A 17,561-nucleotide genomic window follows, 5' to 3' on the forward strand; every position below is an offset into this window, starting at 1 on the left:
TCGTCCTGCCGTTCCCGTGAACGGGGGGAGGAGACCAGCGACAGCCAAGCGAGGAGTTGAAACTTAAGTCACTCGACTTTCCATAGGATGAATCAATAAAGAGGATAAAAAAGGATATTTTCTCGGTGATCATCACAGAGCGGAATGAAAATATTCGGATGTGATGGGCACCTGTATGGACGACACTCTATCGCATCTGGGCCGCAGGTCGCTGCTTTTTTCACAAGGACGTTTTGCAGCAGTCAGAGAAGACCAGATCCTGAAAATTCTGGCGTATGGCCAGAGGGCATGGTTCGCGATCGTGATGAAGAAACCATCTTGATCGCTTGCTTCTGAAGGCGGCGGCGGGAAAGGTGTTTTTGCGATGAGAGATTCCAGCGTCACGCAAGGTGCGTCCTTATATAAAATCGTGCAATAGGTTTGCTCATGTCTGTTCTTGCTTCGATCCAACGCCAGGTTACGCCCATTCATCCGGAAGGCTATCCCTTCATCGGCGGTTTTGCCGTTGGCACGCTGGTTTTGAGTTGGCTCTGGAGCCCGTTGGGATGGCTCGGTCTTTTCGCGACGCTTTGGTGCGCCTATTTCTTCCGCGATCCGGCGCGTCTCACGCCGCTTGACGAATCGCTGATCATTTCGCCCGCTGACGGGGTCGTCTCCTCGGTCGGATATTTTGTACCCCCACCGGAACTCGGGCTCGGGGCGGAGCCGATGCAACGTATCTCGGTGTTCATGTCGGTCTTCGATTGTCACGTCAATCGCGCTCCGGTGAGCGGCAAGGTCACGAAGATCGCTTATCGGCCGGGTCTGTTTCTGAATGCCGATCTGGACAAGGCCAGCGTCGACAATGAGCGGAATGGAATCGTCATCGAAAATGCTTATGGCCGGTTTGGCGTCGTCCAAATTGCAGGGCTGGTTGCCCGCCGGATCGTCTGTTTCTGCGACAAGGGCACCCATCTGGCGACGGGTGAAAGGTTCGGGTTGATCCGCTTTGGTTCGCGGCTTGATGTTTATATGCCGGATGGTGTGCGGCCGGTGGTTGGCGTCGGCGCCAAGGCGGTCGCGGGGGAAACCATTCTGGCGGATCGGCAAATGGACAAGCCTCGGCCAGCCTTTCGTTATGGCTAAAATACAATCTTTCGGCTTGGGGGCGGCGTAATAAAAGGCGTGGCTGGAGCCGCTGCGCCGTCTTGAAATCCGGCTACTTTCGAGGATTCGCCTTGAGAGCTGCCTTCAAGGGCACCCTGGAAATCCTTTTGAATCACACGCCCTTTCAAACCTCCGGATTGAATTGCCCTTCAGGGCAGGGTGGAATAAGCAAGGGCGATCCGCAGGCGCGATACAGCAATCGGCGCGGTGCAATCCACAGGAGAGCGATCATATCCGATCCATTTCGATCGAGAAGCGTGAATGAGATTTCTCAGCGTCGCCGGCGGTTCCGGGCCGTGCCGGTGCGGTACATCATTCCCAATCTCGTTACACTCCTCGCTCTTTGCATGGGGTTGACCGCCATTCGCTTCGCGGTGGAAGGTGTCTTTGAAATCGCCGTGCTGGCAGTGATTGCAGCAGCCATACTGGACGGCCTTGACGGTCGTCTGGCTCGGGCATTGCGTGGTACGTCTCGTTTCGGTGCGGAACTCGATTCCCTTGCCGATTTCGTGGATTTCGGGGTGGCGCCAGGGCTCATCCTCTATTTGTGGAGTTTGCAGGGCGTCAAAAGCCTCGGCTGGTTCGCGGCCCTTGTCTTCGCCATGGCCTGTGCGTTGAGGCTCGCGCGTTTTAATGTGATGAGCGACGATCCTCATACGCCTGCCTGGCATGCCCATTTCTTTACCGGGATGCCGGCGCCTGCGGGCGCGTTGGTTGCGCTGCTGCCGCTTTATCTCCATCTGTCAGTACTTGCGATTCCGATGACGCGGGGATTGATCCCCTTCGAGATCGCTTATCTGCTCTTTGTTTCTTTCCTCATGGCCAGCCGCATCCCGCATTTTTCAGGAAAGAAAATCGGCCGGATACCGCGTGAATATGTCGTATTCGTGCTTGCGGGCATCGCCATGCTGGCTTTGCTGCTGGTCATGTTTCCGATGGAAGTTCTTGCCCTGCTGACATTAGGTTATCTGGCGACGATCCCGCTGGCCATTCGGCGCTTCAAACAATTTGAGGCCGAATCGCCACAGAATTCTGGAAATATTGTCAGGATTGAAGGCACAAACTCGCAAGGCTGAGAAGTCTTCTCAGCTCGAGCATGCCCAGTGACATACACGGCTTCATCTTTCGTCATAGGCTATCTCTCGAATCCGGTTGAAACGGGATACAGAGATATAATCATGACGCTTTGCCTCTGTTGATGAGGCGCTGGCTTTCGACCGCGCAATTCTTCTTCAATATCGAGCTTGGATGATTACGAGCGGTTTTCCCATAATTGGTTTATTCCAAATGACGACCGAGAGCTGATCCCATAGAGAAACCAGAATTACCGTTATCTTCAGTCATGAATCTTCACAAAATCGAGAGCTGAAGACTTTAGGGATCAGACTTGTCTCAACTTACCTTCTGTTGATACTTTTCGAACGAGACAATCACCCTTGCCTTTGCCGGAAGCGTGAAAGGGAAATCGTGATACCTCCATCGAAACCGAAGTATTATGCTCGAGTCATTCTCTTTTCTTTTCTTATTATCTTACTCGTCGGTTCGCTGGTTTTGAATGTCGCCTTTTCTTACTTGTTTTATAGAGGAGCTATAGAGCATAAATCGACGCTCGATTTGGCACGGGGGATTGCCAAATATATCCATATAGCGCCCCCATTCGGCCGTTTTCAGCCGAGTTTGAAATTTCAGCCCAAGCGTTCCTGCCGATTTGGAGAGAACAAAACTATTCTCGTTCTTGGCCAGAGCAATGCCGGAAATTCAGCCTACACCTTCACCAAGGCAAAAGATCCAAATGCGGCGGCTTTTTACGATGGCCAATGCTTCGCTTTGGTCGATCCCGTGCCTGGAGGTGATGGCACACGCGGCAGTCAGTGGCCCGCTTTTGCCGATGCTTTTCGGCAGCGATTTGGTCAATCGGTCACGATCATCTCTGCCGTCTGGGGTGCGACATCGATAAAAGATTGGAAAGACAATGGCTTCGAGAATTACGCCCTCAATCAGATCCGAAAGGTCAAGGCTTCGGGAGGAACGATCGACGCTGTTTTCTGGCAGCAGGGCGAGGCCGATATAGATCTCGACGGAAAAACCTATGCTGCTGACCTGCGGATCATCCTCGAGCGCATTCGTGCGCTTGGCGTCAACGCACCTATTCTGATCGCACAGACGACATTGGAAAACCATCGCGTCAATGAATCCATACGCGCGGCGCAGCGGGCAATGGCTGAAGAGCCGGGCATGGCGGCAGGACCCGATGGCGACAAAATCACCGATCGGTATGACGATGTGCATTTAGGAGCGGATGGCACCCGCGCAATGGCCGATGCCTGGATCGAGGCGGTTGCTAATTGCAAATGTTTATGATGAAGGCCTCGCAGACTTGAGAAAAGCGTGCCTTCAAAAAGCTGAGGTCGGCGATAGTCCGGGAGCTCGAAGGCTGTTTTTTTAGGAGCGCGCCATCAATTCGACCGCGAGTCCATAAATGCGGCTCCGCCCCGGTTCCGGCATGGCGGCAAGTGTTTCGAGATAAATCTGGCCTGCTTCACACATACGGGCAGATTCGATCGGTGGATCCGACATTTTTCCGTCGAGTACGGCAGAAATTTCTGCGTCGTTCAGGCCTTTTTCCCTCAACGCCTTGTCGAGCATGGCGAAATCCTCATCCCCCGGAGGGCCGTGCTCGACAGGTTGCGCCTCTCCATCGGCTACAGCCGCCAGTCCAGCCAAAGCCATATCGCCAATGAGCATCCGATGCGTGGCGGAAAAATCGAAGAATGCGCTGCTGGCATTGCCATAAAGAAAATCGACGCAGAGTTTTTCATCGGCGATGGCAAGTGCCCGCATAACATTGAGTTGCATCGCAAAAATGCGACTCAATGCTTCTGAATCCGCTTTTGACGCCAATATTCCATGCGAGAGGCGTAAAGTACGCATGGCATCAGATAGAAGCCGGTCCACATTCGGCGCTTCCCCTGTCACGACCGTGCGTTTGGCGGCATTGGTCAGAAAGGTCTCATAGTCGACGGGATAAAGCGTTTTCAGCCGGTCGAAAAAAGCCGCATATTCGGGCGCCGTTGAAAGAGCCAGGATGATGGATGCCCGGGCATTCCGCATTTCCGAGAAAAGGCGTCCTGAACTCGCTCCCGATGTTGTCTGGCTTGCCGTGACCAGCTCTGGGGGTTGCAAAGCCTGCTGCATGAAACTGAAACTCAGAAGGAGCGCAGCAACAGCGGCAAGGCCGAGCAGCACGAGCCGCAAAATATCCATTTCGGCCTCTAGAATCCCTTTATCATTAATTTTGCCCGATGCTTCGGACCATTTCATAAAGGCGGCTCGGACCAATGCCGTCAAGTACGCATTGAACGGCTTTAGTCCAAATCGATTATTGGGATGTATCGTGGGCGAGAGGCGTCTCTCCCCCACCACCTCTTACGACGCCCGCATAGCTATGCCCAGATGATTAAGTCAAATCCCGAGCGATCCAGCTGGTGGATTTGAAAAACAGAAAGCAGATAAGAAATTTGTTCGCACGCTTTATTTAGTTCCATTTTGTAACGGTACTGCGGCTCGTTTCATTTAAATCGGCTGTTCTTTTCTGAAACAGTCGATGCCTCTCGTAAGCGTTTTCCAAGAATTGGTTCGCTCGTATCATATTTCGACATGGCCTACCGCTGCTTTTTTCTTGGACTTCTGTAGCTTAAGATCGATATCAAGTCGTCCGTGACCGATCCCGCGCATCCCTGCTGTCACCGGAGATTGGTGATGATCATTTGTAATCATCATCACCAACCAAGTGACATTCATCCCGCGAACACTTGGATGCTTCACCCTGCGCCGGCGTCGTGTATCGTTGCCTATAGGTGTTATAGCTGCCTGATACAGGGTCACGATTCAGGCGGTGATCGTATCTCCGGTCTGGGCGTTGTTCATGGGGCGTTGTTCATGGGGCGTTGTTCATGGGGACGACACCTTGGTATTATGGGTGTTGAAGCGTTCGAATCCGGCGGCGAGATCCGCCTGTAAATCCTCGATATCCTCAAGGCCGATCGAAAAACGCAAGGCTGGCCCCGGCGGGTTCCAGGTCGTGGCGGTCCGATAAGTGCGGCAATCGAACGGAATGACCAGGCTCTCGAAACCGCCCCAGGAATAGCCCATGCCGAATAATTCGAGACCATCAAGCATGGCGGCCAGCGCTTCGCGCGAAGCTGGCTTGAGCAAGACAGAAAACAATCCGCTGGAACCCAGAAAATCACGTTTCCAAAGATCATGCCCGGGGCAATCGGGAAGGGCAGGATGAAGCACCTGCACGACCTCCGGTCTCTGCGCCAGCCAGCGCGCCATCGCAAGACCCTGGCGTTCCGCCTCGCGCAGACGCAATTCCAGGGTCCGCAAACCGCGCAGCGCCAGAAAAACATCCTCCGGACCTGGACACATGGAGAAAGCGTCCCAGGTTGCACGCAGCCGCGGATACCAACGCTGATTGGCGGAGACGAGGCCGAGCAGGAGATCTGAATGGCCGGAAAGATATTTGGTCCCGGCTTCGACCGCGAGATCCATGCCGCGCTCATGCGGCGGGAAGAACAGCGGGGTTGCCCAGGTGTTATCGATGATCGTGCAGAGATCATGGGCCGCCGCCACGGCTTCGATCGCGGCAACATCCTGAATTTCGAAACTTTGCGAACCTGGCGTCTCGAGAAAGACGACACTCGTATTGGGCCTTACGAGCGCTTCCAGTCCGGCGCCGATCAGAGGATCGTAATAGGTCGTTTCGACCCCCATCCGCTGCAGGATCGTGTCACAGAAATTTCGTGATGGACGATAGACCGAATCCGTCACCAGAATATGGTCGCCCGCCTTGACTGCGGTGAGCAGTGCGAGAGTGATAGCGGCGAGGCCTGTCGGCACCAGAACCGTTCCCGCCGCGCCCGCGATCTCGCTCCAGGCGGTTTCGAGCGATTGCGTGGTCGGCGTCCCCTGAGTGCCGTAGGAGAACCGTCCGCGCCGGGCCGAAAGATCCTCGAAGGTCGGATAAAGCACCGTCGACCCGCGATAGATCGGAGTATTGACATAGCCGAATTGCTCGGATGGTGTACGTCCTGCGTGAACCAGTTTTGTGCGAGATTTGAATCGCTGGCGTGTTTCTCGAGTCGTTTCGGTCATTCCTGCCTTCCAATCAGACGCATGCTCGCCAAAATTGCCTCGCGGGGATTCTTTTGCCTCGACTCATGGCATCCTCTCGAAGACCGCTCACATGAAAATTTCTATGAGTGAAAAACGGTCAAGTTTTCGTTGTAATTTTATATAAAGGGAAGAGCTTCGATGTGAAATCCCCGGGTACTCGGGCTTCACAAGCATGGACGTCTCTGTGGGAAGGGAAAAGATCTTCTGAGCATCGGCTCGCGCCCATCATTTGCCTATGAACCTCTATAGAGGTCCGCGGCACAGCCTTTCTTGGCTCGATTCATCCCGTCAGCCTATGGACTCACCTCATCATTGTCACATCTCCGGAAATTGTATCAGCTTGGCTTTGCTTCATGCGGTTCAGGATGTATGCCAGATGCGACGGGAGGTTTCGGAGCATCTTCCTGTTTCGACACATAAACTGGATCGTTCGCATGTTGAAATCCCTTATCGTAGCCGTTCTGATCGGATTCTCTCTGATGGCGGGCGCTTCCGCAGGAACGCTGGATGTCGTCAAGGGACGCGGATTTCTCAATTGTGGTTCAAATCCGGGCCTTGCCGGTTTTGGACTGCCCGACGACAAGGGAGAATGGCATGGATTCGATATCGATTTCTGCCGGGCTGTCGCGGCGGCCATTTTCGATGACCCGACCAAGGTCAAATTTCTGCCGCTGAGCAGCAAGGACCGTTTCACCGCGCTTCAATCGGGCGAAATCGATCTTCTCTCACGCAATACCAGCTGGACGCTGTCACGTGAGGTCGGTCAGGGATTTCTTTTCACCGGCATTACCTATTACGATGGCCAGGGCTTTATGGTGCATCGAAAGCTCAATGTCTCTTCGGCGTTAGAGCTTTCGGGTGCGTCCATCTGCGTGCAGCAGGGCACGACGACTGAACTCAATCTTGCTGATTTCTTCCGGTCGAATAATCTTCCCTACGAGCCGGTTACCTTTGCCACTGGCGATGAGGCGCTGAAAGCCTATGAGACAGGACGCTGCGACGCTCTGACAACCGATGCCTCGGGCCTTTACGCGCAGCGGGCCAAACTGACAAATCCGGCGGACCACGTCGTCCTGCCGGAGATCATTTCAAAGGAACCTCTTGGTCCTCTGGTCCGCCAGGGCGATGATCAATGGTTCAATCTCGTCCGCTGGGTGAATTTCGCGATGGTCAACGCCGAGGAAGACGGCGTCAATTCGAAAAACCTGGAAGAGAAGACGAAGTCCGAGAGCCCCGAAATCAAAAGGCTGCTTGGCTTCGAGGGCAATTTCGGAGAAGGGCTGGGCCTGACCCGAGACTGGATTTATCGGATCATCAAACATGTCGGCAATTACGGCGAGGTCTTCGACCGCAATCTCGGCGATGGTTCGAAATTGAAAATCAAGCGGGGAATTAACAGTCTATGGACCAAGGGCGGATTGCATTACGCGCCACCGGTTCGCTGACTTCCCGCGAGTCAGTCGGACTGCGCCCCGGATCATGAGCCTCTGGCTTTGCTTTCATGCGCATTCCGTCCTTTGGAACAAATCCCGATACAGGAGATTGAATCGCTCCTGGGCGCAGGCCAAGAAATCAAGGCCGCGCCGATTTATCGGTGTAAGCAAACCCTGGAAAATTTGCTTGGGGACGCCGCTCACTGTTTTGTAAACGCATCGACCCGAAAAGTGGTATCCACATTTCGGGTCGATGCTGTAGGGCACTCGTGTGGAAGCAATGAATGTTTCCGGTGTCAGGCGTGCCAAGATTTGGATTGATGATTGGATTTCAACCATTCTCCCTGAAACGGTCGATAACCAAAATTCTGGCGGGCAAGGGGCTCGCGGGCGAGGTTTTGGCAAGGTGGTATAATCCAGCTTGGCGCAATACGGCTGTGCAGGTTTTGTTCGTCCTCGTCTTGGCTGCCATTCTGGCCATTCTGGGCTGGAATTTGCGGGCCAATATGTTGGCACGCAATATTCCGACTGATTTTTCCTTCTGGAACGACACGGCCGGCTTCGACATCAACCAGACGCCGATCGCCTATTCTCCCTTATCAACCTATGGACGCGCCTTTTTCGTCGGCTTGCTCAACACTCTGATCGTAGCCGCGATCGCGCTCGTCCTTACGACCATCATTGGGGTCATTGTCGGCATTGGGCGGCTTGCGGAAAACCGCCTCGTCTCGCTCCTGGCGGCGACTTACGTGGAAGTTTTGCGGAATATTCCGCTGCTTCTCCAGCTCCTGTTCTGGTATAATGCCATTTTGAAGCCGTTGCCGGGGCCGCGCCAATCCCTGATCATGCCCTTGGGCGCCGTGCTCAACAATCGCGGTCTTTTTCTGCCACGGCCGAGTTTCGAGGCGGGAGCAGCAGGCGTTGCCGGTGCTCTCGCGATCGGGCTGGCTTTGGCCTATCTTGTTTGGCATTTCTCGATTCTCAAACCGGGTTGGCCGAGAAATCTCCTGATCCTTTTGCTTGCTGTCGGTCCGGCCATTGGCTTTAGCTTGCATATGCCGCCGCTTGCCTTGGATTTTCCGATATTGAAAGGCTTCAATTACGCTGGTGGATTCCGTGTATCTCCGGAATTTGTCGCGTTGCTGCTTGGTTTGAGCCTTTACACAGCGGCTTTCATCGCGGAAATCGTGCGTGCTGGCATCAATTCCGTCCCGCGCGGCCAAAGCGAAGCTGCCGCTTCCCTCGGCCTGCCGCCAGGCCTCACCATGCGTCTGATTATTTTGCCGCAAGCCCTGCGCGTCGTCATTCCGCCTCTGACGAGTCAATATCTCAATCTGGTCAAGAATTCCTCGCTGGCGGTCTTCATTGGCTATCCTGATCTCGTTCAAGTGTTCACCGGCACGGTTCTGAATCAGACCGGCGCCGCCGTGCAGGTCATTCTCATCACAATGGCCGTTTATCTCGGCCTGTCGCTCATGATCTCATTTGCCATGAATCATCTCAACCGCCGCATGGCTTTTGTGGAGCGCTAGGTCATGGCGTCCAATTCCATCGCGCCCGGCGGGACCTATCTCAGCCATAAAAATGCGCCGGTGCTTCCGCCGCCAAAACAAAAAGACGCCTGGTGGGAACGGCTGCGCAGGAGTTTCTTCGGTACGCCGCTTTCGGCTTTTCTGACTCTTCTGTCGAGCGGGCTCATCCTCTGGCTCACCCCCGATTTGCTGCGTTTCGTCCTTTTCGATGCTGTCTGGAATGCGCCGGATGGGGAGGCCTGCCGCGTTCCCGGGGCGGGAGCCTGCTGGGCATTCGTCTGGCACAAATTGCCCTATTTCATTTTCGGCTCCTATCCGGAGCATGAGCGTTGGCGCGTCGTCGTCACTCTTGTCCTTGGCGCTTTGCTGCTCGCCTGGCTTTTGTGGCCGCAAAAGATGGGAAAACATCCGGACAAGCCTTTTGCCGCAGCACTCCTGTTTCTGGTCTACCCGCTTGTCGCGCTCGTACTGTTGCTTGGGGCGCCAATATTTGGTCTTCCCATGGTCGATACGGATCTTTGGGGGGGCATTTTCCTGAGCCTCGTCGTCGCCGGCGTCGGCATTGTCGTGTCCATGCCGCTCGGCATCATTCTGGCGCTCGGACGGCGCTCCAGCCTGCCGGTCATTGCCCTTGCCAGCACTTCCTTCATCGAATTCGTGCGTGGCGTGCCTATGATCACGGTCTTGTTCATGGCCAATTTCATGCTGCCGCTATTCCTGCCGGAAACCGTGCACATCGACAGGCTCAGCCGGCCGCTCGTGGGTGTCGCGCTCTTTGCTTCGGCCTATATGGCGGAGGTCGTGCGCGGTGGATTGCAAGCCGTGCCAAAGGGACAATATGAGGGGTCTGCCGCGCTTGGGTTCACCACCTGGCAGAGTCTGCGCCTTGTCATTCTGCCGCAAGCGATCGTTCACGTCATACCGGGCATCGTGAATACGTTCATCGGATTGTTCAAGGATACGACGCTGGTCGCCATCGTCGGGATCTTCGACTTTCTGCGGACGGTCGAGACGGCGCGGCTTGATCCCGTCTGGGCCGGCCCGACGATCAGCGCAACGGGCTATCTTTTCGCAGCCCTGTTTTATGGCACGATCTGTTTCGGTATGTCGCGTTATTCGATTGGTATTGAGCGCCGCCTCGCCGAGCGCAAGAAGGGCAGGGTGGCGTAATGTCTTCCACCAATGTTCATGGTGCAAAGTCGCCGAATAGCCAGATGCCGAATAGCCAGAACTGGGATCAGGAGCTTGCCGTTTCGATCCGCGGCCTGAATAAATGGTATGGGGCGTTTCAGGTCTTGCGCGACATCAATCTCGATGTCGGCGTCAGCGAAAAAATCATTTTATGTGGACCTTCTGGGTCCGGCAAATCAACGTTGATACGCTGCGTCAACCGGCTCGAAACCTTCCAGGCGGGGACATTGACCGTCGACGGCATTGCCTTGACGGATGATCTCAAGCGGATCGAGGAAGTCCGGCGTGAGGTCGGCATGGTGTTCCAGCACTTCAATCTGTTTCCTCACCTGACCATTCTGGAAAATTGCACGCTTGCACCGATCCAGGTGCGCAAATTGTCCAAAGGGCGGGCCACGGAAATCGCAATGCATTTCCTCGAAAGGGTGCGTATTCCCGAGCAAGCCCACAAATATCCCGGCCAATTGTCTGGCGGTCAGCAGCAGCGGGTCGCGATTGCGCGGGCTCTCTGCATGAATCCGAAAATCATGCTGTTCGATGAGCCGACATCGGCGCTCGATCCGGAAATGGTGCAGGAAGTGCTCGATATTATGGTGCAATTGGCACGGGAGGGGATGACCATGTTATGCGTGACGCATGAAATGGGTTTTGCCCGCCAGATCGCTGATCGTATTGTCTTCATGGATAGCGGAGAAATCCTGGAAATCGCACCACCCAGGGAGTTTTTCACCAATCCTCGCCATCCTCGCACGAAAATGTTTCTTGGCCAGATTTTGTAAACGTGTCCTTTCGGAAGGGTAACCGCGTCATGTCCTCCCTATCGCGCTTGGTCATCTTCCTACTCTTCATCAATGCTGAAACGGCACTGGCGCAATATGCCATACAGACCAACCCGGGGCCGGCCAACGGACTCGATCATATCTATCGGTCTCTGAACGACTTACGGGATGAAGCGCGTGCGCAGGCGGGTTATCACAAGCCGCGCTGGGTATGCCATACTTCAGAATCCTGCGAATGGCAGCCGGGCTATTGGGGACCTCCTCCACCATCACGAAATCCGCCCGTGCGTATCCGCCCGCTCGACCCATGGTAATATACACGAATTCCGGGTTCTGTTCTTGTAAATCATTTGATTCCAACGATTTACAAGCATGTAGCGCTTTATTCCTTCGGAATGGTGGTATACCAAGTCCCGACGAATATGATTTACCGAGACTTGGTATAAGTCATGATTACGTGTTTAAGAACAATTTGTCGTCGATTAGCTTCATGGTAACGCGCCGCATTGCATGATAGCCGGCAGAATAAAACAAGCCTTGATGACAAGGAAGCTCGCGAAAACAAACCAGACCAACGCCGTGCACAGGATCATCGCCACGATCCACACGATTATCATTGCAAGCAATCGCATCAGCAAGTGTTCCAGGAGGATGGCGCCCGAAACGGGCGTCGATGCTTGCCATGTTCAGATGTAAATGGAAATTCTTCAATATCACGCCGGCGCGCTTGATCTTCCTGAATGTAGCCGTCTTCTGTCTGTTGGCTGGATCCGTAGGCTCTGATTTTTTGAATCGAGCGTCTGTGGATATATTCAAAACGCTTCAGGCTCTCGCACGGCGTCTCAACGAGACTCCCGCCACGCGCAGGCTGGTGATAAAGACCAGGCCGTAAAGACAGGCGCCGGCCAGGCCCAGACCGATCAGGGTGATCTCGTTTCGCAGGAATGGCAGGCGGGAGCCGAGTTCTCGCGCGTAATCCTGGAAAAAAATGGCGAAGAGTGTCAGGGCAATGGAGGCGATAAAGACACAGGCGATCGTCTTCCACAAAAGACGATCCGGCTGCATCGTCCCGCGTCGCATGGCAAGGATGATGAGCAGGGAAAGATTGATCCAGGCGCCAGCCGCAGTCGCCGCGGCGAGACCTGCCGCGCCCATGGGATGGAACAGAATGATCTTGAGACAGACATTGAGCGCCACGGCGGTGAGGGAGATCATCATCGGCGTCCGGGTATCGCCAGCCGCCTGAAAGCTTGCGAGGGCGGAGCGGATCAAAATCACCGCCAGCAGGCCGAAACCATAGGCCGCGAGCACGCGGGCCGAGGCTTCGCCATCAGCGGCAGTGAAGGCACCGCGCAGATAGACGCCGCGCATGATGAGATCGGGGATCGTGAGAAAGGCGATGCAGAAGGGCGCCGCAAGGCTAAGGGAAATGGCCATTGCGCGGTTTTGCGCATGGAGCGCGGCCTCAGGCTTGCCGGAGGCGAGGAGCCGGCTCATCTCAGGAAGAAGAACAGTGCCGGCGGCAACGCCGATGATGCCGAGCGGCAGTTGATAAAGACGGTCCGCGTAAGTGATGGCGGCAATGCCGCCAGGTAGCAGCGAGGCGATGATCGTATCGGCGAAAATCGCGATCTGCACCCCGGCCGAGCCGATCACGGCAGGTCCCAGCCGGCGCAGGAAACGGCGGACATTGATTGTGAGTTCCGGCCAAGCGGGATGTTCGAGTATGCCGGATCGCCAGGCAGCGCCGGCCGTCATGAGATATTGCAGAAGCCCTGAAACGATGACGCCGAATGCGGCGACAACGCCCGGGTTCCCGAAATGTGGCGCGATCAGATAGGTAACGATCAAGGTCACATTCATGACAATGGGAGCGGTCGCCGCGGCGACAAAGCGCCCACGTGCATTGAGCGTTCCCGATTGCAACGTCACCAATGTGATGAACAGAAGATAGGGAAAGGTGATGCGCGTCAGCGTGATCGTCAGGGAGAATTTTTCGGGATCATCACGGAAACCCGGCGCCAGCAGATCGACAAATGTCGGCATGAACAGCCAGGCCACTGCCAGAAGGATGATCTGAGAAATCAGGAGAAGCGCCGCTACCTGCGAACAGAATCGACCGGCTTCCTCTGGGCCTTGATTTTCCAGAACCTGCGAATAGCAGGGCACATAAGCAGCGGAGAAGGCGCCTTCCCCGAAAATCGTGCGGAAATGGTTGGGCAGTCGAAAGGCCACCAGAAAGGCCTCCGCCACGAGGCCGGAACCGAATGCTGCTGCAAACAGGACATCGCGCAGAAAGCCGGTTCCACGTGAGAGCAGGGTCAGGCCGCCGACGGAAAGAAGATTTTTATACATGGAGAGTCGATGTCCGGGGCAGGCTGCGGGAGCGGGAAAAGCGGAGAAAGCCGGGACTGATCAGGGCGATTCCTTTTTGGGCACGCTATCGGCGGCTGGGCTGCGAAAGCCTGAGACTTCCTGTACGAGATAGAGTGGACGCTTTTTGACCTCGGTGAAAATTCGACCGATATATTCGCCGAGAATGCCGAGCGACAGCAATTGGACGCCGGCGAAGAAGGTGATCGAGACGATCAATGAGGCATAGCCGGGGACTCTGACGCCCATAATGAGGGTTTCAGCGACGAAATAGACCGCAGTTCCAAGGGCCATCAGCGAAATGAGCGTGCCAAGATAAATCCAGACCTGAAGGGGCAAAGTGCTGAAGGACATCAGTCCATCGAGCGCAAAACGGGTCAGTTTGCGGTAGCTGAATTTTGACACACCGAAAGCGCGTTCCTCGACGTGGAACGGAACACCGATCGATTTGAAGCCGATCCAGGCATAAAGCCCTTTGGAAAAACGCGCATGTTCTCGCATCTGGCGCAGCGCCCGCACCGCCTGTGCGTCGAGCAACCGGAAATCCCCCGCGCCTTCAGGCAGCTGGGTCTCGCCGAAACGGGCAAATAATTTGTAGAATCGACGGGTGAGAAGACGCCGCATGGGACTATCGACCGTGCGGTCGATTCTTTGCCCATAGACGTTCTTGTAGCCCTGCCGCCAATATTCGACGAAAGTTCCGATCAGTTCCGGAGGATGCTGCAAATCCGCATCGATGATCACGCAGGCGTCGCCGCGCGCATGATCGAGGCCAGCGGCAATGGCAATCTCCTTGCCGAAATTTCGGCTCAAGGACACGATGGCGATTATCGGCTCGACGTCGCGCATCTCGTGCAAAACATCGAGCGTCTCATCGTGCGAACCGTCGTCGACGAAAACGATCTCGTGACTTTTGGAGCAGGTTTCGAGGATCGGAACGAGCCGTGACAGGAGCGGGCGCAGATTCTCGGCCTCGTTGAAGACCGGCACGATCACGCTCAATTCGATGAGACCTGGTTTCGTTTCTGAATGTTCTGTCGATCCAACCATCGATGGCTCCGGCCGCCGGCCCGGTCCGTGCGGTGAAAGGCTTTGAGAGGCGATTTAACCTGGAGCATTTCAGATCTCTCGAGAAACGCTCCACTCAAAATAATCTGAGCATTTTCAAAGCAATGGAATCGCTAAGCGAGTCAACTTTTTCGAAAAATGCTCTCATTGCAGGTAGATGATGGTCTTGCCCTGCACGATCCCAGCCTTTTGGGTGGATTGGTTCAGGAGATCTTAGCGGCAGGCAGTCCAATCGCAGGTCAGTCCCAGGCATCCAATCCCGCTGCGGTCCGCGATGGCCGCCGCGCGAGCAGACCCGTACCTGTGAGCTGCTTCCTTCCCCATAGAAAACCGTCGCAGTGAATTATCCATGAACACCCGCTTGCGTGCCCGAAAGGGTCAGGGGCAACCTCTTGTCGGGATTGCGCCGAGCGATGGTCACTCTTCTTGAAAACGCACCAAATTTCTTCGAAAAGTGGCCTCGTTCAAGCGCTTTCATGATCTGGTGGCAGCTGGCGGGTCAAGAGGAAAATAATGATGGCACCAAGTGGCGATGGCTTTTCTTTTACCCTCTGCGCCGATGATTATGCCCTGTCACCCGCGGTGAATCGCGGCATTCTGGAAGCCCTTGCTGCCGAACGCCTGAATGCGACGAGCGTCATGACCAATATGGCGGGCTGGCGTCTTGCCGCCCGTGATCTTATGCCGTTTCATCCTCGGATCGAAGTCGGTTTGCATCTCAATCTCACGCTCGGCAAGCCACTCGGCCCCATGCCAGGCTTTGCGCCCGGCGAAGAATTTCCACCGATCGGGCGGCTGATCCGATCGGCTTATGGCAAAGCCTTGCCGGAGGCGGAAATCCGCTCCGAAATCGCACGACAGATCGACGCCTTCACCGAAGCTTTCGGCCGGATTCCGGATTATGTCGACGGGCATCAGCATGTTCAGGTGCTGCCCGGAATCCGACTGTGGCTTATCCAATGTCTTGAGAAGAAGGGAGGCGAGGGATCTGCTCCCAAGGGCACGGCTCCAAAGCCCTGGCTCCGCAACAGCGGCGATCTTCTGCCGCGCATTTTCGCCCGCGATGGAGAGCGGTCCAAGGCCTTGATGGTGACGGCCATGGCGCAGGGATTCGCGCGATTGGCCGGAAGACATGGCTTTCTGTGTAATGACGGCTTTGCCGGCTTTTCCGCTTTCGATCCGGAAGCGGATTATGCGCATGCCTTCACGCATTTTTTAAGCGCGCCGGGAAAGCGTCATCTCGTCATGTGCCACCCGGGCTATTGCGATGAGGAACTGACGCGTCTCGATCCAGTAACGCTCACGCGGGAGAAGGAACTCGCCTTCCTGCTCTCGGAGGATTTTGCGCATCTGCTCGCGTTGCGCAAGGCACGTATGACGCGCCTCGCACCCTTGGTGGAATAGGAGCCTGAGCTTCTTCAACCTCATCCTTGAAACGGCCGCACCTTCGTCCGAGAAATTAAACATCTCTGCGAGGTCAGGTGCATCGCTTCAGGGCTCGCGGCGATGAAGACGGATCAGCCGACTGCCTTCGAGTAAAGTTCATCGACATATTCCCAGTTGACCAGGCTGTCGACGAAGGCCTTGATGTAGTCGGGGCGGCGATTGCGATAGTCGATGTAGTAGGAATGCTCCCACACGTCGCAGCCGAGGATCGGCGTCGCGCCATGGACGAGCGGATTCTCACCGTTCGGAGTCTTCGCAACGATGATCTTGCCGTCCTTGACGGCGAGCCAGGACCAGCCGGAACCGAATTGCGTGACACCGGCCTGGATGAATTCTTCCTTGGCCTTGTCGATCGAGCCGAAGCTGTCGATGATCGCCTTTTCGAGACGGCCGGGAATCGCGCCGCCGCCATTCGGCTTCATCCACTGCCAGAAGTGCAGATGGTTGTAGTGCTGGCCGGCATTATTGAAAAGGCCGGGATTCTTGCCGTAAGATTCCTTCACGATGTCTTCGAGAGACTTGCCCTCGAGACCGCTGTCCTTGAGCAGGTTGTTGCCGTTCGTCACATAGGCCTGATGGTGTTTGTCGTGATGAAATTCCAGCGTTTCCTTCGACATGAAAGGTTGCAGCGCATCATAGGCGTAGGGCAGGGGAGGAAGCGTGAAGGACATGGAGTGCTCCTGAATTTCGAATAGCGTGCAGCAGAAGGCAGAATTGGCGCATCACTCTGCCGCTCACCTATAACTAAACGGCTCCGTCCAGCACGGCAACCATTCGCTCGGCAGGAATGAGGCTGGCGCGCAGTCGGTTCCGTCGCCGACCCGATGAAATGGCCGCCTTTTCAAGCGTATGTGTTCTCTTGTGCGGATGCGAAGCAATCGACTTTCTGCAGACTTGCACAAGACATTCTTCTCATTATTTCATCCTGACGTGGAGCCCGTGTGACTTCGTATCGATCCTGCCCAATCAGAATCCGGGAAACCCCTCGATTAACGAAGGTTGCTGGGTCCCGGTGCATCATGCCTCTCCGGTTGGGATATCAATTCCCCTAGGGTTACAGCATGTGTGATCAAAGTGACTGGACGTAATGGGGTAATGCGTCCTGCTATAGACGAAGGACACATCGGAATTGGCTGATGCTTTGAAATGAATTAAGCAAAATAATAAAAATTGTTTATATTTGATTCATGGCTTGATGGATTGAGTCATGATTCCGGCTCTTGAGGAATTAAAGATCCGGCGATTGGTCATTCCATTGATGCAAATGTATTTCCTTCATCGGAAAGATTTCATTTATTCTTCTGACTTTACGCTGCCGGTTGGTCGATTCCATTGAATGGTCAAGCGCCATCTGGCGCGGACGGTTTGGGTCACGGCCCGGCCGATAGGATGCAACTTATCTCTGTGGTCGCTCG

The 17,561-nt window shown here is 55.2% G+C and carries 15 protein-coding genes; 9 read left to right on the top strand and 6 right to left on the bottom strand.

Going from position 1 to position 17,561, the window contains the following annotated elements; translation table 11 throughout:
- The first annotated feature begins 426 nt into the window (after window positions 1-426).
- The 3 genes from DL88_RS08795 to DL88_RS08805 all read left to right on the top strand — a co-directional run bounded on the left by DL88_RS08795 (window position 427) and on the right by DL88_RS08805 (window position 3,507).
- A complete protein-coding gene (locus tag DL88_RS08795; RefSeq protein WP_034994828.1) occupies window positions 427-1,125 on the top strand; it encodes a phosphatidylserine decarboxylase in 699 nt (232 codons plus the stop codon).
- A gap of 278 nt (window positions 1,126-1,403) precedes the next feature.
- Window positions 1,404-2,222: a CDP-alcohol phosphatidyltransferase family protein gene (locus DL88_RS08800; protein ID WP_370736388.1), complete on the top strand. Its 819-nt coding sequence runs from the start codon at window positions 1,404-1,406 to the stop codon at window positions 2,220-2,222.
- A 538-nt stretch (window positions 2,223-2,760) separates the two neighbouring features.
- Window positions 2,761-3,507 (top strand): sialate O-acetylesterase, encoded by a 747-nt coding sequence (locus DL88_RS08805; RefSeq protein ID WP_034994831.1) that lies wholly within the window; start codon window positions 2,761-2,763, stop codon window positions 3,505-3,507.
- Window positions 3,508-3,588: 81 nt separating this feature from the next.
- Here the strand turns inward: DL88_RS08805 and DL88_RS08810 are convergent, their stop codons facing one another.
- Window positions 3,589-4,410 (bottom strand): hypothetical protein, encoded by an 822-nt coding sequence (locus DL88_RS08810; RefSeq protein ID WP_034995084.1) that lies wholly within the window; start codon window positions 4,408-4,410, stop codon window positions 3,589-3,591.
- 687 nt (window positions 4,411-5,097) lie between these two features.
- Window positions 5,098-6,303: a cystathionine beta-lyase gene (metC, locus tag DL88_RS08815; protein ID WP_034994834.1), complete on the bottom strand. Its 1,206-nt coding sequence runs from the start codon at window positions 6,301-6,303 to the stop codon at window positions 5,098-5,100.
- Window positions 6,304-6,758: 455 nt separating this feature from the next.
- On the opposite strand from metC, the gene DL88_RS08820 reads away from it, so the two are divergent.
- The 5 genes from DL88_RS08820 (at window position 6,759) to DL88_RS08840 (ending at window position 11,573) form a co-directional block, all read left to right on the top strand.
- Window positions 6,759-7,769 (top strand): amino acid ABC transporter substrate-binding protein, encoded by a 1,011-nt coding sequence (locus DL88_RS08820; protein ID WP_034994837.1) that lies wholly within the window; start codon window positions 6,759-6,761, stop codon window positions 7,767-7,769.
- Between the two features lie 308 nt (window positions 7,770-8,077).
- Window positions 8,078-9,289 carry an amino acid ABC transporter permease gene (locus tag DL88_RS08825; protein ID WP_084705084.1) on the top strand — a complete coding sequence of 404 codons (1,212 nt, stop codon included), beginning with the start codon at window positions 8,078-8,080 and terminating at the stop codon, window positions 9,287-9,289.
- A 3-nt stretch (window positions 9,290-9,292) separates the two neighbouring features.
- Window positions 9,293-10,459 carry an amino acid ABC transporter permease gene (locus tag DL88_RS08830; protein ID WP_034994839.1) on the top strand — a complete coding sequence of 389 codons (1,167 nt, stop codon included), beginning with the start codon at window positions 9,293-9,295 and terminating at the stop codon, window positions 10,457-10,459.
- Between the two features lie 44 nt (window positions 10,460-10,503).
- Window positions 10,504-11,259 carry an amino acid ABC transporter ATP-binding protein gene (locus DL88_RS08835; protein WP_156971019.1) on the top strand — a complete coding sequence of 252 codons (756 nt, stop codon included), beginning with the start codon at window positions 10,504-10,506 and terminating at the stop codon, window positions 11,257-11,259.
- 29 nt (window positions 11,260-11,288) lie between these two features.
- Window positions 11,289-11,573: a hypothetical protein gene (locus DL88_RS08840; RefSeq protein WP_034994842.1), complete on the top strand. Its 285-nt coding sequence runs from the start codon at window positions 11,289-11,291 to the stop codon at window positions 11,571-11,573.
- A gap of 139 nt (window positions 11,574-11,712) precedes the next feature.
- Here DL88_RS08840 and DL88_RS08845 read toward each other — a convergent pair whose 3' ends face one another.
- From DL88_RS08845 to DL88_RS08855, 3 genes are read right to left on the bottom strand one after another with little or no spacing between them, the layout of a single operon-like run.
- Window positions 11,713-12,075 carry a hypothetical protein gene (locus DL88_RS08845; RefSeq protein WP_156971012.1) on the bottom strand — a complete coding sequence of 121 codons (363 nt, stop codon included), beginning with the start codon at window positions 12,073-12,075 and terminating at the stop codon, window positions 11,713-11,715.
- A gap of 6 nt (window positions 12,076-12,081) precedes the next feature.
- Window positions 12,082-13,614, bottom strand: a complete 1,533-nt coding sequence (murJ, locus tag DL88_RS08850) for a murein biosynthesis integral membrane protein MurJ (protein ID WP_034994847.1) — start codon at window positions 13,612-13,614, stop codon at window positions 12,082-12,084.
- Between the two features lie 60 nt (window positions 13,615-13,674).
- Entirely contained in the window at window positions 13,675-14,682 is a 1,008-nt protein-coding gene (locus DL88_RS08855) for a glycosyltransferase family 2 protein (RefSeq protein ID WP_034994849.1), read from the bottom strand.
- Window positions 14,683-15,213: 531 nt separating this feature from the next.
- Here DL88_RS08855 and DL88_RS08860 point away from each other — a divergent pair.
- On the top strand, window positions 15,214-16,104 hold the full coding sequence (locus tag DL88_RS08860) for a ChbG/HpnK family deacetylase (protein WP_245270729.1): 891 nt from the start codon (window positions 15,214-15,216) through the stop codon (window positions 16,102-16,104).
- 113 nt (window positions 16,105-16,217) lie between these two features.
- Here the strand turns inward: DL88_RS08860 and DL88_RS08865 are convergent, their stop codons facing one another.
- The gene (locus tag DL88_RS08865; protein WP_034994854.1) at window positions 16,218-16,817 is read right to left on the bottom strand and encodes a superoxide dismutase; all 600 of its coding nucleotides are present in this window, start codon (window positions 16,815-16,817) and stop codon (window positions 16,218-16,220) included.
- Window positions 16,818-17,561 lie beyond the last annotated feature (744 nt).

Origin of the sequence: Beijerinckia mobilis, from assembly GCF_000745425.1 — a bacterium.
GTDB classification, from domain to species: domain Bacteria; phylum Pseudomonadota; class Alphaproteobacteria; order Rhizobiales; family Beijerinckiaceae; genus Beijerinckia; species Beijerinckia mobilis.

Bases quoted from the DNA above. Each gene is read 5' to 3' on its own strand.
- DL88_RS08820 (WP_034994837.1), top strand. From the start codon at position 6,759: ATGTTGAAATCCCTTATCGTAGCCGTTCTGATCGGATTCTCTCTGATG.
- DL88_RS08795 (WP_034994828.1), top strand. From the start codon at position 427: ATGTCTGTTCTTGCTTCGATCCAACGCCAGGTTACGCCCATTCATCCG.
- DL88_RS08825 (WP_084705084.1), top strand. From the start codon at position 8,078: ATGATTGGATTTCAACCATTCTCCCTGAAACGGTCGATAACCAAAATT.
- DL88_RS08830 (WP_034994839.1), top strand. From the start codon at position 9,293: ATGGCGTCCAATTCCATCGCGCCCGGCGGGACCTATCTCAGCCATAAA.
- murJ (WP_034994847.1), bottom strand. From the start codon at position 13,614: ATGTATAAAAATCTTCTTTCCGTCGGCGGCCTGACCCTGCTCTCACGT.
- DL88_RS08810 (WP_034995084.1), bottom strand. From the start codon at position 4,410: ATGGATATTTTGCGGCTCGTGCTGCTCGGCCTTGCCGCTGTTGCTGCG.
- metC (WP_034994834.1), bottom strand. From the start codon at position 6,303: ATGACCGAAACGACTCGAGAAACACGCCAGCGATTCAAATCTCGCACA.
- DL88_RS08865 (WP_034994854.1), bottom strand. From the start codon at position 16,817: ATGTCCTTCACGCTTCCTCCCCTGCCCTACGCCTATGATGCGCTGCAA.
- DL88_RS08835 (WP_156971019.1), top strand. From the start codon at position 10,504: ATGCCGAATAGCCAGAACTGGGATCAGGAGCTTGCCGTTTCGATCCGC.
- DL88_RS08840 (WP_034994842.1), top strand. From the start codon at position 11,289: ATGTCCTCCCTATCGCGCTTGGTCATCTTCCTACTCTTCATCAATGCT.
- DL88_RS08855 (WP_034994849.1), bottom strand. From the start codon at position 14,682: ATGGTTGGATCGACAGAACATTCAGAAACGAAACCAGGTCTCATCGAA.
- DL88_RS08860 (WP_245270729.1), top strand. From the start codon at position 15,214: ATGATGGCACCAAGTGGCGATGGCTTTTCTTTTACCCTCTGCGCCGAT.